This is a genomic window from Streptomyces sp. NPDC046308, assembly GCF_055588065.1.
This window is the reverse complement of the sequence record NZ_JBVJFB010000009.1, coordinates 199,219-221,227: the sequence shown is the minus strand read 5'-3', so window position 1 is coordinate 221,227 and position 22,009 is coordinate 199,219. Positions and strand designations below refer to the sequence as shown.

The following is a 22,009-nucleotide window of genomic DNA, read 5'->3' as shown; positions in this document are numbered from 1 at the left end:
GGCCGGTATCCGCTACGGCTTGGTGCCGCTACGGCTTGGTGTCGCTGGCGGCGGGGCGTGGTGCGCGGGCCAACGCGCTGGGCCACCAGCTGCGCGGGCCGATGTCGATCACGAGTGCCGGAACCAGGAGGGAGCGCACGACGAGCGTGTCGAGGAGGACTCCGAAGGCGACGATGAACGCGATCTGGACGAGGAAGGCGAGTGGGATGACCATGAGCGCCGCGAAGGTCGCCGCGAGCACCACACCGGCCGAGGTGATGACGCCGCCCGTCGTGGTCAGGCCGCGCAGCACCCCTTGGCGTACTCCGTGGACGAGGGACTCCTCCCGGACGCGTGACATGAGGAAGATGTTGTAGTCGACGCCGAGCGCCACGAGGAAGACGAAGCCGTACAGGGGCACGGACGCGTCCGTGCCGCTGAACCCGAGCAGGTGCTCGAAGACGAGTGCGGAGACTCCCAGGGTGGCCAGGAAGTTCAGCGCCACGGTCGCGACGAGCAGCACCGGTACGAGGAAGGAGCGCAGCAGCAGGATCAGGATGAGCAGGATGATGCCGAGGACGACGGGGACGATCACTGTGCGGTCCCGGGCCGCGGTCTGTCCGGTGTCGTACTGCTGGGCGGTGTAACCGCCGACGAGGGCGTCCGCCTGCGGCAGGGCGTGCAGAGCGCTGCGCAGTGCGGCGACCGTCTTCCTCGCGGCGTCGCTGTCGGCGGCGGCCTCGAGGGTGGCGTCGACGCGGATGCGGCCGTCGACGACCAGCGGGCCGCTGTCGCCGGGCACGCCGGAGACCGTCACCGGGGTCGCCGAGGCGACACCCGCCGTCGCGCGGGTGGCGGCCAGCACCTCGTCCGCCTCGGAGGCGTTGGCGATGATCACTGCGGGCTGGCCCGAGCCGCCGGGGAAATGCCGGCTCAGCGTCTCCTGCGCCGCGACGGAGGGAGCGTCATTGACGAAGATCTCGTCCAGCGGGACGCCCTTGGAGGTCAGGCCCGGCGAGAACGCGGCCAGGACGAGCATGAGCAGTGCCGTCGACAGCCAGACCCGGCGGGGGGCGCGGTCGATGACGGCCGCGACGCGGCGCCACACCCGGTGGCCTTCTGCCGGTTCGTCGCCGGGCTGCGGTACGGCGGGCCAGAACGCGGCCCGGCCGAGCAGGGCCAGTACGGCGGGAAGGAAGGTGAGGGTCGCCAGCACGGAGCAGATGATGCCGATGGCACCGACCGGTCCCAGGGCCCGGTTGTTGGTCAGGTCGCTGGCGAGCAGGGCGAGCAGGCCCAGGGCGACCGTCGCGGCGCTGGCGGTGATCGCGCCGGCCGACCGGCGGACGGCGGCCAGCGCCGCGGCCGTCCGGTCGCCGTGGGCGGTGTATTCCTCCCGGAACCGTGCGGCCAGCAGCAGGGCGTAGTCGGTCGCCGCTCCGATGACCAGGATGGACAGGATCCCCTGCACCTGGCCGTCGACACGCACGATGTCCCTGTCGGCCAGCGCGTAGACGACGGCGCAGGCCAGGCCGAGGGCGAACACCGCACTGATGATGATCAGCAGGGGGAGCAACAGGCTGCGGTAGACCAGCAGGAGGATGAGCAGCACCGCGCCGAGCGCCGCGCCGAGCAGGAGGCCGTCGATGCCGGCGAAGGCGTCACCGAGGTCGGCCTGGGTGGCTGCCGGTCCGGCGATCCGGGCACTCAGGCCGGGTACCGAGCCCGCCGCGGAGCGCACCCGGTCCAGGACGGCCGGCAGTTCGTCCCCCAGGTCCGGAGCGAGCGGGGCGACCGCCTGGAGTGCCCTGCCGTCCTGCGAGGGCAGGGCGGGCGACGGCGTTCCGCTGATCCCCTTCGCCCCGGCCAGGGAGGCGATGGTGCGCGTGGCCTTCTCCTGCTGGGCACCGGTGACGTCGCCGCCGCCCTCCGCCTGCCAGACGATGATCGCGGGCACCGATTCGGAGCGTTCGAAGGCCTTGCGCGCCTCGAGCACCCCGGTGGACTCCGCGCTCCGGGGCAGGAAGGCGGCCTGGTCGTTCGTCGCGACCTCACCCAGCTTGCCCGCGTAGGGGCCCAGCGTCCCGCCGATCCCCAGCCAGACCATGACCAGGACCACGGGCACCAGCCTGCGGGCCCACCGCCAAGCGTGCTTCATCCGCACGCCCTCCTTTTACTCAATCATAAAGTATCTCAATGGTCGAGAGATCATATGCTGGAGAGATGCCCAGTACTCCACCTCCCGTACTTCCGTGCGACGACCCGATCGGGTTGCAGTCCTTCGCCGTGTTGTTGCGCGCGATGAACGCGGAGTTCAACCGCATCGCCCAGGAGTTCGCACAGGCGCAAGGTCTGCATGTGACCGATGTCCAGGCCCTGATCGCCGTGCTGGACGCCGACCGCGACCAAGAGGCCGGACCCATGACCCCTGGGCGGCTGGGCGCACGCATGAACCTCACGTCCGGTGCGGTGACGGCCTGCCTGGACCGGCTGGAGAGGGCCGGCCACATCCGCAGGGTTCGTGCGGCCGACGACCGCAGAGTGGTGCACGTGCACTACGCGAAGGCAGGCCGGGAGGCCGCACGCGAGTACTTCCGGCCGCTGGCCCAGTCCACCGATGCGGCGCGCGCCCGCTTCAGCCCGGACGAACTGCACACCGTGGTGCGGTTCCTGAGCGAGATGAACGAGCAGCTCGCACGCATCCGCAGTTGACCCGGGAGCGGGTGCCGGTGGATCACATGGTGGATCACATGGCTCGGTGTGTCACCCGGGCGGCCGCCTCGCGCAGAACGGCGGTGCGACCGCGGTTCGGTACCGTCCACAGCGTCTGTCCGTGGAGACCCCAGCGTCGGAGCAGGATGTTCGCCGCCTGGAAGCCGGTCGTGGCGGCCCGTTCCATCAGCGCGACCGGGAGGTCGCTGCGCACGACGTCTCCGGCGACCACCAAGCCGGGATCGGAGGTGTGGACGGTGGGGCGGTCGGCGTAGCCGTCGGTGGCGAACAGTGGGCAGTCTTCGCGCCATGTGTGGCGGACGTCGACGACCTCGGCGGCGCGGGTCTCCGGGTACACGCGGTGGAGCTGATCGAGGAGTTGCCGCTCCTGGGCGGGGCGCGGAGCGCCCGGGTCGACGGCGTAGGCGTGGAGTTCCACCACGGAGCCCCCGGTGCGTGCCGCCCAGTGGGCGGCTTCGTCTTCCCACCGGTTCAGCACACTGATGTTGTCGAGGCCCGGGAAGCCGCTGGTCCCGAGGAAGCCGGGTCGGTCCGGGGCGACGGGCCGGTCCAGCCAGAGGCGGGTGACGAGGAAGGGCGGCGCCGGGCGCAGGCGCGCCACGCGCTCCCGCCACGCGGAGTCGCCCAGGCGGTCCGAGCGGGCTGCCAGGGACCGCAGGCCGGTGGCGTCCAGGGCGAGCACCACGGCGTCGTAGCGCTGTTCCTCACCGTCCCCGGCCACCTCGAACCCGCCGGCGCGGGCGGGGGCGACGTACTCGACGGGGCAACCGGTGCGGACCTCGGCGCCGTGCCCTTCCAGGTACGCGGCCAGGGGATCCCACAGCGCGGCCGGGTAGGGCGAACGGGGCACGTCGAAGAGCAGGCCTTCGGCCGAGCCGAGGAAGTAGATGTGGAACATGAGCGCCATCTCGGCTGCGGACAACTGCCGCGGGTCGGCGAAGAAGCTCCGCGAGAAGACCTCGAAGGCCAGGTGGCGGGCTTGTTCCGGGAAGCCGATGGCCTCCAGGAGGTGGTGGGCGCTGATGCCGTCGAGGCGGTGGTACACGTCGGGCACACGGACGTCGAGCAGCGGCAGGGCCGCGACGACGTTCATGGCGCGCAGGTCCCCCGCCCGGAAGGACGGGCTGAGGGCGGCGAAGCCCAGCGCGCTCCACGGTGGGGTGCGCGGCACGTGCCGGAAGCTGTCACGCGGGCCGTCCGCGTGCAGCAGCGGGTAGTCGGGGAGTCGGGTGAGACGGGCCAGGGCGGGGTCCGTACGACGGAGCAGGCCCCGCAGGTTGTAGTACTGCCGGAAGAAGGCGTGGAAGCCGCGGCTCATCGTCACGGTGCTGCCGTCGCGCAACCGGGTCGGCCAGCCGCCTGCCCGGCCGCCGAGGTACGCCTCGCGCTCGTACACCGTCACCTTCACGCCTCGCTCGGCCAGTGCCGTGGCGGCGGCGAGGCCGGCGATCCCGCCGCCGATCACGGCTGCCGTGTACCGGCCGTGTGCGTGGCGGGCTCCGGGATGGGCCGGCACGATGTGGGCCCGTCGGTCCCGGCCGCGGCGCGCGGGAGGCTGCCGGGTGGCGGGGCCGGTCATCGGGTGGCTCCCGGGCGCGCGGCGACGAAGGTGTGGGTGACGCCCGTCTGCCAGCCCGGCAGAGGCAGGGCGCGGACCTCGTCGAAGCCGGCTCGGCGGAGCCGGACGGCGAACCTGCCGGCCGTGTCGAAGTCGACGACGCTGCGCCACAGGTGGCGGTACAGGGGTCCGTCGCCCAGCAGGGTCGCGGCGGGCTGGACGATGCCGCGGCACACCAGTGTCCACACCGCCCGGTCGGCGCGGCGGCCGCTGAGGCTGTATTCGTGCACGGCGAGCCTGCCACCCGGGCGCAGCAGGCTGCGGACGGCGGCGAGGACGGCGTCGGGATCGGCGAGGTTGCGGAAGAGGTAGGCGGCGAATACCGCGTCGAAGGGTCCGTGGACGCCCGCGTCGGTCAGGTGCTCGGCCGGGGCGTGGACGAAGCGCACGTCCTTGGCCCACGGCTTGGCGGCGGCTCTCGCCAGCATGCCGGCCGAGGCGTCGACGGCGGTGATGTCGGCGGCCGGGAGGACGGAGCGGATCGCGGCTGTGGAGGCTCCGGTGCCGCAGCCGAGGTCCAGGATGCGCAGCCCCTTCGCCTGTGGGGGCCGACCGAGGCGTCGTACCGAGCGCCGCAGATGCGCGTGGTAGCCGGGGTTCGCGGCGACCAGTGCGTCGTAGGTGCGGGAGGCGTGGTCGAACGCGGCGGCGAGGTCCTCGTCGCGCAGCAGGGTCATACGGTCTCCAGGGACTGGGTGGGATCGCGGTGGAGGGAGTCAGGGAAAGGGCCGGCGTGGCAGGCCGGGCAGCTCGAAGGCGGTGCGCAGCATGGGGCCAATTGGGGCGTGGCGGCCGATGCGGAGATCTTCGAGGAGGTTCGTGCGCCCGTCGAGGAAGCGCAGCAGCCGGGTCGGTGGGACGCGGGAGAAGAGTCGGCAGAACAGGTCGGGGCCGTCGACCCGCCCGCTGTCCAGGGCGCGCAGGAGCACCGCGTCCATGGTGCGGGCCCGCACGGAATGGGCGGGTGGGGGCAGCGGTTCGCGGCCCTGCCGCAGCGCGGCGGCGACCGACCGGGTCTGGCGCTGGAGTCCGGCGAAGGTGTATCCGGTGGACGGGCGGGTCGCGCCGCCGGCGGCGCCGATCCGGAACACCGACGCGCCGACCCGCTGCGGCATGGGGGCGTCCGTCATGGGGATCACCCCGGTCTCCGTCGCGATGATCTCCAGGTCGCCGAGGGCCAGGATGTCTTCGGCGTAGTGCCGCAGTGCCGCCTCGTAGCCGCCGGCCGTCAGCAGGTGGGGGGAGAACTCGGTGTACTCGACGAGGGCTTCGCGCGGGCCGGTGGGCAGGACGTAGCCGAAGGAGAGCCCGTGGGCGGGCTGTGGCGTACGGAAGTCCATCAATTCGGCGGTCCCGCGGTCGAACGCGGGCCGGGCCGTACGGACGAACCATCCGTGGAAGTGCTGGAGCAAGGTGGTGCGGGCGGCCGGCAGGCTTCCCAGGGGACGCGAGTCGAACACCCAGCGGGCCTCGAGTACCTCCTGGGTGCCGTCGGGCCGGGTCATCTGCACCCGGGGCCCACAGGGGGTCTCTTCCACGGTGTTCACGGTCGCGACCAGGCGCCGGATGTTGCGGCTGGGCGCGAGGTCCCGGGCGACCAGGGACTCGAAGTCGTCGGAGCGGATCATCTTGTACCGCAGCGGTGCGATGTCCCCTTCGATCGCGGGGCCGGCGGGCGGCCGTACCCGAAGGTGGCGCCATTGTGATCGCACCGCCGCGTCGAACCGGCCGGGGCCGGACTCCCAGAAGCACCACGTGCGCGCGGCGGGGCGCAGCGGGCCGGGCGGCGCGTCGAGGAGGATCACGGACGGGGCCGGGGCTCCGGGCACGTGTCCGTTCAGCCGGTGGGCGAGGGACAGGCCGGCGGCGCCCGCCCCGATGACCGCCACATCCGCCTTCAGCACGGCTGCCGCCTCCGTCCCGCATCGAAGTTCATGGGAGAGGTTTCCTGCCACGACACGGAATCGGATGCGGTCTCGTGCCGGATCACCTGGTCAGCTGCGTCCGGACGATGGCATTCCCGCGCGTTCGGGTATCCGCTCCGAATCGCATCCGTATCACGGGAAGGGACCGAAGACACACATGCCGAGTGATCGACACCACGACGAGAGGAGCCAGGATGCGCCGGCCCCAGGCGAAGGACCAGCCCGCAGCCGCACCGTCGCCCGTCCCCCGCCTGGTGGCCCCTGCGGGGTCCGCTGTGCGGCGCCGTCGGGCCGGCCGGGCGGCCGCGGGCCCCGGGCACGGCGCGCAACACACCCCGGACGGTGCCCCTGTGCCCGTCGATCCCGAGGTCGTGGACGCAGACGTGCCCGCCGCGATCGGGCACGCGCTGGATCAGGTGCTCGCAGACCGGCTCACCCGGGCCGGTCTGCTGGATGCCGAGTTCGCCGGTGTTCTGGGTGAGCGGCTCGCGCGCTTCACGAGAGAGGGCGGCAAGCGCACCCGCTCGCAGCTCGTCTGGTGGTCGATGCGCGCCTGCGGCGGCGACGACGAGGCGACGGCCGTGGCCGCCCTGCAGATCGGCGCGGCGCTCGAACTGATCCAGACCTGTGCCCTGATCCACGACGACGTGATGGACGGATCGGCTTTGCGGCGCGGCCGAGCGGCATTCCACGCCGACGTGCGGGAGGCGTACGACGGTGACACATCGCCGGCCCGCGCCGCCCGGTTCGGGGAGGCAGCCGCGGTCCTGGCCGGGGACCTGGCACTCGCGTGGGCGGACGATGTCGTAGCGGACACCGCGCTCGACCCGTGGACGGCGACCGTGGTGCGCGAGGTGTGGAGCGACATGCGCACGGAGATGGTGGCGGGCCAGTTCCTCGACCTCAGCGGCCAGCTGTCCCGGTCGCGCTCCCCGTCGCAGGCGCTGCGCGCCGCCCAGCTCAAGAGCGCCCTCTATTCGGTCGTGCGGCCCCTGGCGCTGGGTGCGGCGGTGGCCGGCGCGGACGGCCGGACCATGCGGGCACTGTGCTCGGCGGGGCGCTACGTGGGCACGGCCTTCCAGTTGCGCGACGACCTGGAGGCCGTCTTCGGCGACCCGCGGCACACCGGCAAGGACTGCGGAGGGGACATTCGCGAGGGGAAACCGACCTATCTGGCCGCCTTGGCGGTGGCGCGCGCCGAAGCGACGGGCGACCGGGCGGCGCTGGAGGTGCTCGAACGGGCTCTGGGTAACGAGGATCTGACATGTGACGGTCTCGACGAGGTGCGGGAGGTGATGGTACGAACGGGCGCCCGGGCGGCTGTCGAGGCGAAGATCGAGCGCCTGTCGACCCAAGGGCTGCGTCACTTCGACGGCGCCCTGCCCGACGCGGGCCCGGCGGGCCGTTTGCGCGGCCTGCTGACCGCGCAGGCCGGCCGCACCGCAGAGCGGCCACCCGCCCGCTCGCATCCCGAGTTCCCTGAACTGCCGGTCCGCTCCGGCGTGCGGGAAGGCGGGCGATGACTCGTACCGTGAGCGGCCGTACGGACCACGTGGTGATCGTCGGGGCGGGCCTCGCCGGCCTGTCGGCGGCTCTGCACCTACTGGGTGCGGGGCGCAGGGTCACCGTCGTCGAACGGGACGACCTGCCGGGCGGGCGGGCCGGCCGCGTTCTTCGGGGCGGCTACCGGATCGATACCGGCCCGACCGTGCTCACCATGCCGGACCTCGCCGATGAAGCCTTCGCGGCGGTCGGGGACAGCCTGGCCGGGCGGGTGGAGCTGATCCCGCTGCACCCGGCCTACCGCGCGTCGTTCGCGGACGGCAGCACCTTGGACGTGCACACCGACGGCGAGGAAATGGCCTCGGCGGTCGAGCGGTTCGCCGGAGCCCGCGAGGCGGCAGGCTACCGGCGGCTTCGCGCATGGCTGGAACAGCTCTACCTGGCTCAGATGCGCCGCTTCATCGACGTGAACTTCGACTCGCCACTGGACCTGATCACCGGTGACCTCGCCCGGCTGGCGGCACTCGGCGGTTTCGGGCGGCTGGAGCGCCGCATCGCCGGCTTCTTGAAGGACGAGCGGTTGCAGCGCATCTTCTCCTTCCAGGCCCTGTACGCGGGCGTCCCGCCGTCCCGAGCACTCGCCGCCTACGCCGTCATCGCCTACATGGACACGGTGGCCGGGGTGTACTTCCCGCGCGGCGGCATGCACGCCCTGCCTCAGGGCATGGCGGACGCCGCCGCCGACGCGGGCGCCGAGCTGCGGTTCGGCGAGCCGGTGACCGCACTGGAACGCGTCGGCGAGCGGATCACCGCCGTCGTCACGGCGAAGGACCGCATCTCCTGCGACGCGGTCGTCCTCACCCCGGACCTGCCCTGCAGCTACCGGCTCCTCGGGCGCCGGCCCCGAAGGCCGGTGCGGCTGCGGCACTCCCCCTCCGCCGTCGTCCTGCACGCGGGCACCGACCGCACCTGGCCGCAACTGGCCCACCACACGATCTCCTTCGGCTCGGCCTGGCGCACCACGTTCGACGAACTCACCCGGCAGGGGAAGCTGATGAGCGATCCGTCCCTCCTCATCACCCGGCCCACTGCCACCGACCCCGCTCTCGCCCCACCAGGCCGTCATCTGCATTACATCCTCGCCCCCTGCCCCAACACCGAGATCGGACCCGAAGGGGCTGCTTGGGGCGAGCTCGGCCCCCGCTACCGCGCCGACCTGCTGCGCGAGCTGGACCGGCGCGGCCTCGACGGCATCGAGACGGCCATCGAGGAGGAATGCCTCGTCACCCCGGCGGACTGGGCCGGCCAGGGACATGCGGCGGGCACCCCCTTCTCGGCCGCCCACACGTTCCTGCAGACGGGCCCCTTCCGGCCCCGCAACCTGGTGCGAGGCACGCAGAACGCCGTCTTGGCCGGCTGCGGCACCACTCCCGGCGTGGGTGTGCCGATCGCTCTGGTGTCGGGGAAGCTGGCGGCGGCCAGGATCACCGGCGTCGCCCGGCCGACTCCCGCGCGCACCACCGGGGTCGCGCGATGACGAGACGTGAACTCGACGCGGCGGGCATCACCGACCCGGCGCTACGGGCGGCGTACCGCCGCTGCCGCGAGCTCAACGCGGCGCACGGAAAGACGTACTTCCTGGCCACCCGGCTGCTGCCGGCCGGACGCAGGCCCGCCGTGCACGCACTGTACGGGTTCGCCCGGTGGGCCGATGACATCGTCGACGTGCCGGATCCCGGTGCGGACGACGGGCTGCGCGGTACCCGGCTGGCGGCGCTGCAGCGGTGTCTGGACGAGGGGCTGCGAGGGGGTGACGGCGGCGGCCCGGTGGTGGCGGCCCTCGCCGACACCGCGCGCCGTTACGCCATCGATCACCGTCACTTCCAGGACTTCATGGCGGCGATGCGGTCGGACCTCGTCGTGACGGACTATCCCACCTATGCCGACCTGCGCGGGTACATGCACGGCTCGGCGGCCGTGATCGGTCTGCAGATGCTGCCGGTGTTGGGCACGGTGGTGGCGCGGGAGGAAGCCGAGCCGCACGCGGCAGCGCTCGGGGTCGCCTTCCAGCTCACCAACTTTCTGCGGGACGTCGGGGAGGATCTCGACCGCGGACGCGTGTACGTGCCGTCCGATCTGCTGGCCGGGCACGGCGTCGAGCGGGAGCTGATGCACTGGTGCCGGAGCTCGGGCCGCCAGGACCGTCGGGTGCTGGCCGCCCTGCGGGAATTCGAGGCACTCACCCGCAGCGTCTACCGGGAAGCGCGGCCCGGACTCGCCCTGCTCGATCCGGTCTCCGTGCCCTGCATCCGCACCGCTTACGTCTTGTACGGGAGCATCCTGGACGCCGTCGTGCGGGACGGGTATGCCGTGCTGCACCGCCGTGCCGTGGTGCCGCGCCGTAGACGCGCGAGGGTCGCGGCGGGCGCGCTGTCCCAGGTGGCGGCGATCAGGTTGTGTCACCGTCGGCGCTCCATGCCGGTGTACGACCGGGCGCCTTTGGTCCGGCCCTCCGACCCGGCCGGGCCGGTCTCCGAGGAGGTCGTGTGAATCGCGGACGGTGGGCACGGCCCACCCGGCTGCCCCTTTCGCTGCGCGGCAAGCACGTTCCGTGGGAGCGGCAGGCCCCGACCTGGCGGGACGCCAGGCCGAGCCTGATCGCGCAGGCGTTGAAGCGGGCGCAGGCGCGTCCGTCGGGGAACTGGTACGTCGTGGGGGCGTCCTCGTCACTGGGTGGCGAGCGCCCGGTCGCCCGGACCGTGGCCGACCGTGAGGTCGTGCTCTGGCGCGGCGCCGACGGCCGTCTCCACGCCGGCCCCGGTCTCTGCCCGCACCTCGGAGCGCCTCTCGCGGACAGCCGGGTCCGGTGCGGAACGCTGGTGTGCCGTTGGCACGGACTCGCCCTGGACGGCACGTCGTTCGCGGGCTGGGAACCGTTGCCGGCCTTCGACGACGGCATCCTGTTGTGGGTGAGGCTCGACGAGGTCGGCGGCGAGGCGCCGCTGGACGCCCCCGTCGTGCCGGCTCGGCCGGCTCTCGCCCGCGGGGTGGCCGCAGTGTACGAGGCCCGCGGGTTCTGCGAACCCGAGGACGTCGTGGCCAATCGTCTGGATCCGTGGCACGGGGCCTGGTTCCACCCGTACTCGTTCGTGGATCTCACGGTCGTCGGCGCGCCCGGGCTGGGCGAGACCGAGGACGGTTTCACCGTCAAGGTCTCGTTCAAGTTGGCCGGTCGGCTGGTCGTACCGGTGCAGGCGGTCTTCACCGCTCCTGAACCACGCACCGTCGTCATGCACATCACCGAGGGGGAAGGCGTGGGCTCGGTGGTGGAGACGCACGCGACTCCCCTCGAGCCGGACGAACGAGGTCGGCCGCGCACGGCGGTGACCGAGGCCGTGGTGGCGGTCTCCGACCGGGCCGGCTTCGCGTTCGCGCGATGGGCCGCCCCGGCCCTGCGCCCATTGATGCGTACGGCGGCGGCGCGGCTGTGGAGGGATGACCTGGCCTACGCCGAGCGCCGCTGGCGTCTGCGATCCACAGGCCGGTTCCCGGGGTGAAGCCAACGGGGGGGGTGAAGGTCCGAGGGGCGGCGGGGGTGCCGGACCCAGCCGCCCTCGGGCTGCGGGCCGTGTGGGTCGACGGCGGTGCGGGGCACGCACGCTGACGGGTCCTCACGGGTCGTGACGGAGGGAATTCGGCAGGTAGTAATTGGGTGAATTCCTGACTGAATTCCCGTCAATAAGCCTCCACATAGTATCTCGATTTGATAACAACCCGTCTCGAATGGCCTGGACCATTGGCTTGCGACGCGCGTAACTCGCCTTGCTTTAACGAGAGTTGAGTGTTCGTCAAATCAAGCCGACGGGTAACGGAATGATTTCCCGCAGCGCGCTCCCGTTTGTCCGAATTCTCCGCGGCATTCGTCTGGCAGGCTTCCGCGCACCCAGTCTTCCGACAACGATTTGAGGTGCCCATGACAGGACGACGCAGACGTCGCGCCGCCGCCGACCACCGCCGCAAACCGCGGAGGTTGATACTCGTCACCGCCGCCACGGCAACGGCGGCGGTGATAGCCGCCGGCATCGCCTACTCCGGACTCGGCGACGGCGCCCAGGCGGTGTCGCCCGTTCAGGCCGCGGAGGCCGCCGCACCGGCCGCCGCGCCCGCCCGGGACCAGGAGCCCGATCCGATCGCCGCCGCGCCCGCCAACGAGAACGAGCGCGGCATGGTCTACGACGGCCTCCAGGCCGCGCCGAAGGGCGACCGGTGCGTCGGTGTCTACCGCACCGACACCGGCCTGTGCACCCACGGCCCCGACGCACCGCCCAAGGGCGTCGACATCACCAAGGACATAGCCCCGGCCGTCAAGGAGACCGCTCCGGCGGCCGATCCCTCCCGCCCCGCCGCCGAGGACCCCGCCTCCAAGGAAGGGGGCGGGCGTCCTCAGGACGCGCCCGCCGCCGACGCCTCGGCGACCAAGGCGAAGGCGCCCGAACCGGCCGCCGCGGGCGGCAGCCAGGCCGTCGCCGCGGGCCCCGCGGGCCAGACCGTCCAGTGCGACGGCGACGGCAGCACCGGCAACCGCGTGCAGGTCGTGTACGTCCACGCCCCCGGCAAGGACCGCTACTCCGAGTACGTCGCCTCGTTCCGCAAGTGGGCGGCCGACGCCGACCTCATCTACGCGGCGAGCGCCCAGGAGACCGGCGGCGTACGCCACATCCGCTACGTCACCGCCGCGGACTGCACCCCCACGGTGCTCAACATCGAGCTCCCGGCCTCGGCGCTGGCCGAGTTCAGCGCGACCAACAACGCGCTCGCCGGCAAGGGCCTCGACCGCCGCGACCGCAAGTACATGATCTTCGCGGACACCCAGGTCTACTGCGGCATCGGCACCTTCGCGGGCGACGAGCGGCCCGGCCAGGCCAACCAGAGCAACTTCGGCCCGTCCTACGGCCGTACGGACTCCGGCTGCTGGGGCGGCCACACCGCGGCCCACGAGCTCGGGCACAACCTGGGCGCGGTCAACAACAGCGCCCCGAACACCAGCCGTGGCGCCCACTGCACCGACGAGTACGACGTCATGTGCTACTCGGACACCCCGTACTACCCGCAGATGCGCAACGTCTGCACCAACCAGGCGTCCGAGAACATCCTGGACTGCAACCACGACGACTACTTCCACACCAGCCCCAAGGCCGGAAGCTACCTGGCCACGCACTGGAACATCGCCGACAACCAGTTCCTGATGCGCACGAAGGGCGGTGGCGGTACCGACCCGAACCCGAACCCGACGCCGACCCCGACGAAGAAGCCGACGCCCACGCCGACGAAGAAGCCCGGCGGCGGCCCGGCCGCGACGGCGGCCCAGATCCAGTCCGACTCCGTCGTGGTGAGCTGGCCCAAGGTCGAGGGTGCCTCCTGGTACCAGGTCCTCCTGAACGGCAAGCACCTGACCTGGGTCCAGTCGCAGGCGCTGCGCATCTACAACCTGCAGCCCAACACCTCGTACTCGGTCACCGTCTCCGTCCGCGACAGCTCCGGGCGTGACAGCGGACCCGGCAAGGCCGCGTCCTTCAAGACGCCGGGAACGGGCGGCGGGGCGACCACCCCGGGCACCAAGTACACGCTCGGCAACGGCAGCACCGGCATGGCGGCCGAGGTATGGGGCGGCCGCACCGCCGACGGCACCGTGCTCGTCGGCGGCCGCGCCAACGGGTACGCCCAGCAGCAGTGGTTCTTCGACGACGCCGGCAACGGCCAGGTCCGCATGCGGTCCGCGGTCTCCGGCAAGTGCCTGCAGCCGGGCGGCACGCCCGCCGCGGGCATGTGGGTCGCGCAGCAGCCCTGCGACAAGGGCAACGGCGCACAGGCCTGGAAGCTGACCTCCCGCGGTGGCGCGGTCACCGTCACCGACCCGAGCGGCGGCTTCGCCCTCACCGTCAGCAACCGCCCCTACTACGGGAACTGGCTGCTCGACCTCCAGCGTGCGGACGGCCGCGCGGCTCAGGCCTGGACCCTCCAGAAGGCCGGCTGAGCCCTGTCGCGACGCGACGCCACGGCCGGGCGGGCCCTCGCGGCCCTGACGCCGTGAACCCGCCCCGGCGGACGGCCGCCCCGCGCGGCCGTCCGCCGGTATCCCTCATCTCGACCGGAGCACTCCGACGATGCGCATACGAATCGCTTTCTCGGCCGTCCTGACCGCACTCGGCCTCATGTTGCTGACCCCTGTTGCGGCCCACGCCCACGGAGACACCGTGAAGGTGGTGGTGACCGGGCAGCGGGCGGGCCACGTCACCGCCGACATCACCTGGGAGAACGACGGGGACGCCGTCGACGAGGCGGTCGCCGCCACCGTGAACGCGGTCAGCGTCGACGGCACCCGCACCCAGGGCCCCTGGCGCCTGGTGCGCGATCCGGCCGCGGCGCCGGCCGGCTGGACCACGGCCGAGGCCCTGCCGCCGGGTTCGTGGAAGGTCAGCGTCGACGTGGGGTTCCCGTCCCTCGGGCACGGAGACCTGGAAGTCGCCGTACCCGTAGTGGACCCGGCGCCGGCCACCGGTGCGCCGACCGCCTCCGCCGCGGCTCCGGGCACGCCGTCCGCCGCGCAGCCGTCGCCCGCTTCCCCGTCGGCCGCCGCCCCGGCCGCGTCCGCGGCGCAGGTGCCGGCCGCCGACTCCGACGCCGAGGGGGACGCCCTCTGGTGGACGACGGCGGGTGTCGCGGCGACCGCCCTGGCCGGGGCGGCCGTCGGCCTCTTCCTGCGCCGGCGCCGCCGGATCCGCCTCGGGCTGGGCTAGGGGGCGGCTGAAGACGAACTAAGCCGTGGCGTGCCGGACTTCGGCCGCCACGGCTTCGACGAAACGTTCCAGCCCCTGCGGGTCGAGGCGGAGGAACAGGTTCGGCTCGATGAGTTCCAGCTCCATGACCACCGGCTGCCCGCTCTCGTCCAGGGCCAGGTCCACTCGGGCGAACAGCAGGTCGCCCGGTGCCGGGACCGCGGCCAGCGCCTGCCGCGCCGTACGGAGCTCCGCCTCGGAGGGCCGGTACGGGGTGGCTCCCGGGTGCGGCACCCGGAAGTTGTCCGTCACCCCCGCCTCGGTGAGCACCGGCTGCTTGCGGATGGCGTGGCTGAAGGTGCCGGAGAAGAAGACCAGGGCGCGTTCCCCCTCCTCCACGCGGCGCAGGTAGGGCTGGACCATGGCGGCACGGCCCTGGTCCAGCAACAGCCGGGCATGGGCCACGGCATCGGCCCGGCGGCCGGGTTCGTACCGTGCGGTGTCGCGGGCGCCCGCGGAGACCGTGGGCTTGACCACCACTCCGTGAGGCCCGTCGAAGTCCTCCTCCGCGCAGGGCCCGCCCGGTTCGACGAAGCACGTCGGCACCACGGGGACCCCGCGCTCGGCGAGCTCCCGCAGATAGCGTTTGTCGCTGTTCCAGCGCACCAGCGGCGCCGGGTTCCACAGCCTGGTGACCTCGGCCGTCGCCTCGGCCCAGGCCAGGAACTCCTCGAGCCGTCCCACGTAGTCCCAGGTCGAGCGGATGACCGCCAGGTCGAAGCCGTCCCACACCTTCGGGTCGGCGTCCCAGGCCACGGCCTCCGCGGACAGGCCCGCGGCGCGCAGGGCCGCCAGGACCAGTGAGAGGTCCGGGTCCTCGTCGACGCCGGTCTCGCTCGTCACGATCGCGATCCTTGCAGCACTCATGCGGCTCTCCCCTCGTCACGTGCCGGCGATCACTCTTGCACGCACGATCCGCCGGCGGGAGGGAACCCGGCCGGTGGCTGGTGCGTCGTACGGGGCGACGTCGTGCTCATGGCTGCGGGACGGGAACCGGGTGAGAAGGCGGAGGGGCGGGGCGGCGTTGGTGGAGCAGGTCGACAGCGGTGTGCGCGGCGGCCGGTGGCGCCGGGCGGCCGTACGGCGGCTCGGCAGTGGCCGGTGGCGCGGCAGCGTCCGGTGGCACGGCAGGGACGCGCGGGGCCGCTCGGCCTGGACGCGGGGGCGGGTGACGGCCTCCCTCGCCGTCCTGACCGCCGGGCTCCTGGCCTTCCACCGGGCCGTGCCCAACGGCGTCGGCCGCCTCGGCAGTCTGCTGGAGGCCTTCCTGCCCTGGCTGGGCCTCGCGGTTCCGGTCCTGCTCGTGGCGGCCGTGGTGCGCCGCTCGGCCACCGCCCTGTCGGCCCTGCTGCTTCCCGCCACCGCGTGGGCGGTGCTGTTCGGCGGGCTGCTGCTGCCCTCCGGCGGCGGCCCCCACGACCTGACGGCGGTGCAGCACAACGTCAGCGACGAGAACGCCGATCCCGCGGGCACCGCGGCGGCGCTGCTGCGGGCCGCGCCGGACCTCGTCGCCCTGGAGGAGCTGACGCCCGCCGCACTGCCGGTCTACGCATCGGCCCTGGCGACGGAGTTCCCCCACCACGCGGTCGAGGGAACGGTCGGACTCTGGTCGCGGCATCCGCTGACGGAGGTCCGGCCCGTGGACATCAGGCCGGCCGGGATCGGGGAGGGCTGGAGCCGTGGTCTGCGGGCGGGGGTGCGCACGCCCCGGGGTGAGATCGCCGTGTACGTGGCCCACCTGCCCTCGGTGCGCATCCGGCCGAGCGGTTTCAGCTCCGGTCCGCGGGACGAGAGCGCGGATCTGCTGGGTGCGGCCGTCGCCGCGGAGCGGCTGGACACGGTGATCCTGCTGGGCGACCTCAACGGCACGGTGGACGACCGCGGTCTCGCCCCGCTGACCTCGCGGCTGCGGGCGGCCCGCCGGGGTGTCGCCTTCAGCTGGCCCGCTGCCCTGCCGGTGTCCCGGATCGACCAGGTCCTGACCCGTTCGGCGACGGTGGCCGACGTCCGGACGCTGCCCGCGACCGGCAGCGACCACCTGCCGGTCGCCGCCCGCATCACGCTCGGCGGCTCATAGCCGGATCACGACCTTCCCGCGGACGTGGCCCTCCCTCAGGTAGCGGATGGCATCGGGTACTTCGGCCAGCGGGTAGCTCCGGTCGACGACGGGGGTCACCGAGCCGGCCTCGATGAGCTCGGTGAGCACCCGGAGGTCGCTGTGGTGGTGCTCCATGGCGGCGACGGAGCGCAGGCGGTGGCCGACGAACGGGGACAGCAGGAGCGCGCCGAGCTGCCGCTCGTTCCCGCCGAGCCACCGGCCGCCTCCTTCGCCGCCGACGATGACGAGGGTCCCGCGCGGGGTGAGGGCGCGGCGGAGCCGGGAGACGGGCCGGTTGCCGGCGATGTCGAGGACGAGGTCGTAGCGCCGGCTGCCGTCGGCCGGGTCCCGCCGCGCGTAGTCGACGACCTCGTCGGCGCCGATGGAACGGACCAGGTCCGCCTTGGCGGCGCTGCAGACTCCGGTGACGTGGGCGGCGCCGAAGGCCTTGGCCAGCTGCACGGCGTACGTGCCGACCCCGCCCGACGCGCCGAGGACGAGGACGGACTGCCCGGCCTTCACCCGTCCGACGTCGCGCAGGGCCTTGAGCGCGGTACAGGCGGAGACCGGTACGGCGGCGGCCTGTTCGAAGCCGACGTTGCGCGGTTTCGGTGCGAGCGCGTCCTCCTTGGCGCAGGCGTACTCGGCGAACGACCCGTCGCAGCTGCCGTACACCTCGTCGCCCGGGCGGAAGCGGGTGACGTCCGCGCCGACCGCCTCCACCCGCCCCGCGAGGTCCATGCCGCGGATGCGTGCCTTGGGCGCCCGGAGGCCGAAGCCCATGGCGCGCAGTGCGTACGGCATGCCCGCCATGAGGTGCCAGACGCCCTGGTCCACGCCCGCGGCGTGGACCCGTACGAGCACGTCGCCGGGGCCCGGCTCCGGCCGGTCCGTCTCCTCCAGCCGCAGCACCGAGGGCGATCCGTAGGTGTCCTGGACCATGGCCTTCATGAGTCGTCTTCCTCTGCCTCGGTCACGGAGTACTGGAACACTGCGTCGAGCGGTACGGCGAACACGCGGGCGATCTGGAAGGCCTTCTCCAGGGAGGGCGAGTAGCGGCCCTGCTCGATGGCGATGACGGTCTGCCGGGTCACGCCGATGCGGCGGGCGAGCTCGGCCTGCGTCATCTCGCCCTTGGCGAAGCGGAGGGCGCGGATGCTGTTGGTGACCTTCGTGGGCCTCACCACGGCTGGAAGCCGAACCGGTAGGCGGTGATCTTCGCCGTGGATCCGAGGAGCGCCGACAGGACGAACGCCAGGTAGATGGCGTTGGCGATCCAGAACGGGGCGGCCTCGGCCATGGCCAGGACGAGTCCGGCCACACCGCCGATCACGACGAAGGACTGGCCGATGTACTCACCGAAGTGGTGGATCTCCCGGTCGCGCTGGTCCCTGGTGTTGTCCCCCTCGGGGGCGAGCAGCGCCACGGTGATGTGCAGGGCGATCGACGCGACGATCGCCGCGCCGACGCTCCAGAGCAGCGCGGCGACGTACGGCGCCTGGGCGAGCGGGCTGTCCCCGGACCGCCCCAGGACCACGGCCAGGTACGCCCCGTAGGACACGACCGTCACCACGATCATGATCCACGCGCGTTTCTCCTCGACTGCCACGCCCACTCCCCATGTAAAGAAAACCCGACACCTGGAGTGTCAAGCAGACACAACACGATGTCAAGAATTCTGTACACGCTTCGACGGCCGGAGCCCTCGGCCGTCTCTGGGTACGGCTCTCGGTACGGCCCGTACGTGCTACGGCGCTTCGAGGAGCTCGGGGCCGTTGTTGCGGACGTTGTTGACCGCGGTCGACACCGCGCGGACGTCCAGCCGGCCGCCCGCCGGTGCGGCGAGGAGGGCGCGCAGCTCGTCCGCGTCCTGGTGGGACGGGTCGAGCCAGGCCGCGTAGTCGGCCGGGGCGAGGGCGAGCGGCATGCGGGGGTGCACGCGGCCGGCCGCGTCGGTGGCCTCGGTGGTGAGGATGGTGCAGGTGGCCCACCACGCCGCGGCGGCGTCGTCGTCGGCGACGGCGGGGTCGCGCCAGAACTCGTACAGCCCGGCCATCGCCATCACCTCGCCGTCCTCGGGGCGGATGAAGTACGGCTGCTTGTACGCCTTGGCCGTGCCGGAGGCGGGCACGGGCTCCCACTCGTAGAACCCGTCCGCCGGGAGCAGGCACCGGCGCTTGGCGAAGGCGCGCCGGTAGGCCGGCTTCTCGTGCACCGTCTCCACGCGCGCGTTGATCATCTTCGCGCCGCCCGTCGCGCTCTTGGACCACGACGGCACCAGCCCCCACCGCAGGGGGCGCAGCTTGCGCTCCAGGAGCCCGGTCTCGCGGTCGGCGCGCTCCAGCACCGCCCACACCGCGTCGGTGGGGGCGACGTTCCAGCTCGGCTCCAGCAGGTGACCGGGGTCCGGGGGCGCGGTTCCGAAGAGGCCGGACAGGTCCTCGGGGCTGCGGGTGGAGGCGTAACGGCCGCACATACCGTCCACCCTGCCACCCGAGCCGGCTTCCCGTCGGGTACACGCCGGGGTCCGTGCGGCGGGCAGACGCGGAACACCGGCTTCCGCGAGAGGTCGGAACGGGGGGCGGCACCGGCTCGCCCCAGGTGACGGCCGGTTTGCGGAACGGCCGTGGCGGGCAAACGGACGCACACATCGCTCGCACACATCGGACGACGGCAGGGTACGCACACAGATGATCACTGTCGGGGTCGAGGAAGAGTATCTGCTGGTGGATCCGGAGACGGGCCTGCCGGTCCCCCACGGTGCCGCGGTTCGGGTCGCGGCCGGCCTCGATCCGGTCTCCGCCGGGGACCAGGTGCAGGCCGAGCTCCTCCAGGCCCAGGTCGAGGTCGCCACGCCCGTCTGCACCGACCTGGGGGAGATCGGCGGCCACCTGCTGCGCCTGCGGCACGCCGTGGGCTCCGCCGCCGAGAAGAGCGGCTGCAAGGCGGCGCTGACCGGAACCGCGCCGGTCAAGGGCGTCACGCCGGTGCCCGTCACCCCCGTCAGCCGCTACCTGGCCATGCGCACGCACGCCGCCCGCCTCGTCGACGAGCAGCTGATCACGGGCATGCACGTGCATGTGGGAGTCCCGGACCGGGCGCACGGCGTCGACGTGCTGAACCGGATCCGCGTATGGCTGCCGACCGTGCTGGCCATGTCGGCGAACTCCCCGCTGTGGGAGGGACACGACACCGGCTTCGCGAGCTGGCGCACCGTCGTCTTCGGACGCTGGCCGGTGAGCGGCCCCACGCCCGTCTTCCGTGACGACGCCGACTACGACCTGCGTGCGGCCGAACTGGTGGAATCCGGCGTCATCGCGGACATCGGCCAGCTGTACTGGCACGCCAGGCTGTCGGAGAAGTATCCGACCGTCGAGATCAGGTGCGCCGACGTGCAGTTGCGGGCCGACGACGCGGTGATGTTCGCGGGCATCGTGCGGGCGCTGGTCGCCACCGCCCTCCAGGACGCCGCCCGCGGGGTGCCCGCGCCGCTCTGCACGCCGGAGATGCTGCAGGCCGCGACCTGGCAGGCCGCCCGGCACGGCGTGGCGGGGCCTCTGGTCGGACCGGACGGCGCCCGCCTGGAGGCCCGCGCGGCCGTGGCCCTGCTCGTCCGGCACATCCTGCCCGCACTGGAGGAGGCCGGGGACGTCCGTGAGGTGACCTCCCTCGTCCACCGGCTGCTGCGGGAGGGCGCCGCGGCCGAACGGCAGCGCCGGTCGCTGCGCGACGGCGGCCTGCCGGCACTGATCGACCTGATCACGACCCAGAGCACCGCTCCCTGAGGGGCCGCGCTGCGCCGGCCCGGAAGCCGCCGGGCCGGCTCTCGTCGTGCGGCATCGGGTGCGGGCCCCGAGGATGGAACCAGTCCCCCACCCCGCTGAAGGGAGTCTTCCTGTGCTGGAATTCGAGCGTCCTGACGAAGAGGCCGAGGTCCGCCACCCCCGGGGCGGCGGCGAGCCCCGGGACCGGGCGGTGCCCTCGTGGCCGCTGGCCGCGGGCGACTACTGGTTCGGCGGCGAGGGCGGCGACGGCCGCGGCGGACCGGGCGCCGCAAGAGGCGCGTCGACACCCCGTTGATCTTCCCCTCGGCGGGGAAGGGGCGGAATATGCCACAAGCCATTGACCCCCTGCGCGCCCTCGTCCGCCGCCACCGGGAGCCCGCGGTCGTGCAGACGGTGCGCTCGACCGCGGCCGCCGTCATCTCGTACGTCGTCGCCCTCAGGCTCAGCGACGAACCAGCGCCCCTGACGGCTCCGCTCACCGCACTGCTCGTCGTCCAGGTCACCCTCTACTCCACGCTCACCACCGGGATCCGGCGGGTCAACTCCGTCGTGGCCGGGGTGCTGCTCGCGATCGGCTTCAGCGCGCTCGTGGGCCTCACCTGGTGGAGCCTCGGGCTGATCATCCTGGTCTCGCTCGCCATCGGGCCGCTGGTGAAGGCCGGGGAGTTCGTACCCGAGGTCGCGATCAGCGCGATGCTGGTGCTGGGCGTGACCAGCGTGACGGACACCGCCTGGGACCGGGTGCTGGAGACACTGATCGGCGCGGCGGTCGGCCTGCTGTTCAACTTCCTGTTCGTACCGCCCGTGTGGATCGGGCCGGCGAGCGAGGCCATCACGGACCTCGCCCGGCGCATGCGCGCCCTGCTCGGTCACATCGGCGACCAGCTCGCCGAACACACGCCGGTCGAGACGGCCGCCGCGCACCTCCACGAGGCCCGTCGGCTCGACAACGACATCGCGCTGGTCGACGCGTCCCTGCGGCAGGCGGAGGACAGTCTGCGGCTGAACCCGCGGGTCCGTGAGGGACTCCTGTTCCGCCTGGTGCTGCGTACGGGACTGGACACGCTGGAGATCTGCGCGGTGGTGCTGCGGGTCTCCTGCCGGACCCTGACGGACCTCGCGAAGGCGCGCCAGGCGGAGGCGCTGTTTCCGCCGCCCATCGCCGATGCCCTGCGCGACCTGTACGGGCACCTGGCCATCGCCGTGGAGAGCTTCGCCGAGCTGATCACCGCGCAGGTCAGCGCCAACGCCGAGCAGGCCGAGGAGAAGCTCACCCGGGAGCTGTCGACGGCCCGCGTCAGCCGGGACCGCCTCGCCGTGCTGCTCCCGCACGAGGCGGGTGCCCATCCGGCGGCGTGGCAGCTGTACGGGGCGCTGCTCGCCGAGGCGGACCGGGTGCTCGACGAACTGGGGGTGGACAAGCGCTCGGAACGGCTCATCGAGGAACTGGACCGGCACTCCCGCATGCGGCGCGAGCGCTACCCCCGGCTGCACCGCCTGACCCGGCGGGTCTTCTCCCGCCCGGCCTGAGC

The 22,009-nt window shown here is 72.9% G+C and carries 20 protein-coding genes; 11 read left to right on the top strand and 9 right to left on the bottom strand.

Annotated features, from left to right (window positions below; translation table 11 throughout):
• Positions 1-28 precede the first annotated feature (28 nt).
• Positions 29-2,137 (bottom strand): MMPL family transporter, encoded by a 2,109-nt coding sequence (locus tag ACZ6JT_RS30820; RefSeq protein WP_469214773.1) that lies wholly within the window; start codon positions 2,135-2,137, stop codon positions 29-31.
• 65 nt (positions 2,138-2,202) lie between these two features.
• Here ACZ6JT_RS30820 and ACZ6JT_RS30815 point away from each other — a divergent pair, with 65 nt between their 5' ends.
• Positions 2,203-2,691 carry a MarR family winged helix-turn-helix transcriptional regulator gene (locus ACZ6JT_RS30815; RefSeq protein WP_469214771.1) on the top strand — a complete coding sequence of 163 codons (489 nt, stop codon included), beginning with the start codon at positions 2,203-2,205 and terminating at the stop codon, positions 2,689-2,691.
• A 34-nt stretch (positions 2,692-2,725) separates the two neighbouring features.
• Here ACZ6JT_RS30815 and ACZ6JT_RS30810 read toward each other — a convergent pair whose 3' ends face one another.
• Genes ACZ6JT_RS30810 through ACZ6JT_RS30800 form a run of 3 tightly spaced genes read right to left on the bottom strand, consistent with a single transcriptional unit; the run spans position 2,726 to position 6,234 of the window.
• Positions 2,726-4,291 (bottom strand): FAD-dependent oxidoreductase, encoded by a 1,566-nt coding sequence (locus tag ACZ6JT_RS30810; RefSeq protein ID WP_469214770.1) that lies wholly within the window; start codon positions 4,289-4,291, stop codon positions 2,726-2,728.
• A complete protein-coding gene (locus tag ACZ6JT_RS30805; RefSeq protein WP_469214769.1) occupies positions 4,288-5,007 on the bottom strand; it encodes a class I SAM-dependent methyltransferase in 720 nt (239 codons plus the stop codon). The genes ACZ6JT_RS30810 and ACZ6JT_RS30805 overlap by 4 nt, the downstream gene beginning before the upstream one ends.
• Positions 5,008-5,046: 39 nt before the next feature.
• Positions 5,047-6,234, bottom strand: coding sequence for a lycopene cyclase family protein (locus ACZ6JT_RS30800; RefSeq protein WP_469214768.1), 1,188 nt, complete (start codon positions 6,232-6,234; stop codon positions 5,047-5,049).
• 371 nt (positions 6,235-6,605) lie between these two features.
• Here ACZ6JT_RS30800 and ACZ6JT_RS30795 point away from each other — a divergent pair, with 371 nt between their 5' ends.
• The 6 genes from ACZ6JT_RS30795 (at position 6,606) to ACZ6JT_RS30770 (ending at position 14,555) form a co-directional block, all read left to right on the top strand.
• Positions 6,606-7,778, top strand: a complete 1,173-nt coding sequence (locus ACZ6JT_RS30795) for a polyprenyl synthetase family protein (RefSeq protein ID WP_469214766.1) — start codon at positions 6,606-6,608, stop codon at positions 7,776-7,778.
• Complete coding sequence (crtI, locus tag ACZ6JT_RS30790) at positions 7,775-9,295, top strand: phytoene desaturase family protein (RefSeq protein ID WP_469214764.1); 1,521 nt, start codon at positions 7,775-7,777, stop codon at positions 9,293-9,295. The genes ACZ6JT_RS30795 and crtI overlap by 4 nt, the downstream gene beginning before the upstream one ends.
• Positions 9,292-10,308 (top strand): phytoene/squalene synthase family protein, encoded by a 1,017-nt coding sequence (locus tag ACZ6JT_RS30785; protein ID WP_469214762.1) that lies wholly within the window; start codon positions 9,292-9,294, stop codon positions 10,306-10,308. The genes crtI and ACZ6JT_RS30785 overlap by 4 nt, the downstream gene beginning before the upstream one ends.
• Positions 10,305-11,315: a DUF5914 domain-containing protein gene (locus ACZ6JT_RS30780; protein ID WP_469214760.1), complete on the top strand. Its 1,011-nt coding sequence runs from the start codon at positions 10,305-10,307 to the stop codon at positions 11,313-11,315. Before ACZ6JT_RS30785 ends, ACZ6JT_RS30780 begins: the two co-directional genes overlap by 4 nt.
• Before the next feature lie 416 nt (positions 11,316-11,731).
• On the top strand, positions 11,732-13,792 hold the full coding sequence (locus tag ACZ6JT_RS30775) for an RICIN domain-containing protein (protein WP_469214758.1): 2,061 nt from the start codon (positions 11,732-11,734) through the stop codon (positions 13,790-13,792).
• Between the two features lie 130 nt (positions 13,793-13,922).
• On the top strand, positions 13,923-14,555 hold the full coding sequence (locus tag ACZ6JT_RS30770) for a hypothetical protein (protein ID WP_469214757.1): 633 nt from the start codon (positions 13,923-13,925) through the stop codon (positions 14,553-14,555).
• Between the two features lie 18 nt (positions 14,556-14,573).
• Here the strand turns inward: ACZ6JT_RS30770 and ACZ6JT_RS30765 are convergent, their stop codons facing one another.
• On the bottom strand, positions 14,574-15,461 hold the full coding sequence (locus tag ACZ6JT_RS30765) for an ATP-grasp domain-containing protein (RefSeq protein WP_469214756.1): 888 nt from the start codon (positions 15,459-15,461) through the stop codon (positions 14,574-14,576).
• Between the two features lie 301 nt (positions 15,462-15,762).
• On the opposite strand from ACZ6JT_RS30765, the gene ACZ6JT_RS30760 reads away from it, so the two are divergent.
• The gene (locus tag ACZ6JT_RS30760) at positions 15,763-16,671 is read left to right on the top strand and encodes an endonuclease/exonuclease/phosphatase family protein (protein WP_469215015.1); all 909 of its coding nucleotides are present in this window, start codon (positions 15,763-15,765) and stop codon (positions 16,669-16,671) included.
• Here ACZ6JT_RS30760 and ACZ6JT_RS30755 read toward each other — a convergent pair.
• The 4 genes from ACZ6JT_RS30755 to ACZ6JT_RS30740 form a co-directional block, all read right to left on the bottom strand.
• Positions 16,666-17,643: an NAD(P)-dependent alcohol dehydrogenase gene (locus ACZ6JT_RS30755; RefSeq protein ID WP_469214754.1), complete on the bottom strand. Its 978-nt coding sequence runs from the start codon at positions 17,641-17,643 to the stop codon at positions 16,666-16,668. The two genes, ACZ6JT_RS30760 and ACZ6JT_RS30755, sit on opposite strands and share 6 nt — an antisense overlap.
• Positions 17,640-17,879 carry a helix-turn-helix transcriptional regulator gene (locus ACZ6JT_RS30750; protein WP_469214753.1) on the bottom strand — a complete coding sequence of 80 codons (240 nt, stop codon included), beginning with the start codon at positions 17,877-17,879 and terminating at the stop codon, positions 17,640-17,642. Before ACZ6JT_RS30750 ends, ACZ6JT_RS30755 begins: the two co-directional genes overlap by 4 nt.
• Entirely contained in the window at positions 17,873-18,301 is a 429-nt protein-coding gene (locus ACZ6JT_RS30745; protein ID WP_469214752.1) for a hypothetical protein, read from the bottom strand. The genes ACZ6JT_RS30750 and ACZ6JT_RS30745 overlap by 7 nt, the downstream gene beginning before the upstream one ends.
• Positions 18,302-18,439: 138 nt before the next feature.
• Positions 18,440-19,168, bottom strand: coding sequence for an SOS response-associated peptidase (locus ACZ6JT_RS30740; RefSeq protein ID WP_469214749.1), 729 nt, complete (start codon positions 19,166-19,168; stop codon positions 18,440-18,442).
• Positions 19,169-19,382: 214 nt separating this feature from the next.
• Here ACZ6JT_RS30740 and ACZ6JT_RS30735 point away from each other — a divergent pair, with 214 nt between their 5' ends.
• The 3 genes from ACZ6JT_RS30735 (at position 19,383) to ACZ6JT_RS30725 (ending at position 22,007) form a co-directional block, all read left to right on the top strand.
• A complete protein-coding gene (locus ACZ6JT_RS30735) occupies positions 19,383-20,477 on the top strand; it encodes a carboxylate-amine ligase (RefSeq protein WP_469214748.1) in 1,095 nt (364 codons plus the stop codon).
• Between the two features lie 112 nt (positions 20,478-20,589).
• Positions 20,590-20,772 carry a hypothetical protein gene (locus ACZ6JT_RS30730; protein WP_469214746.1) on the top strand — a complete coding sequence of 61 codons (183 nt, stop codon included), beginning with the start codon at positions 20,590-20,592 and terminating at the stop codon, positions 20,770-20,772.
• 29 nt (positions 20,773-20,801) lie between these two features.
• Positions 20,802-22,007 (top strand): FUSC family protein, encoded by a 1,206-nt coding sequence (locus ACZ6JT_RS30725; RefSeq protein ID WP_469214745.1) that lies wholly within the window; start codon positions 20,802-20,804, stop codon positions 22,005-22,007.
• The last annotated feature ends 2 nt before the right edge of the window (positions 22,008-22,009 follow it).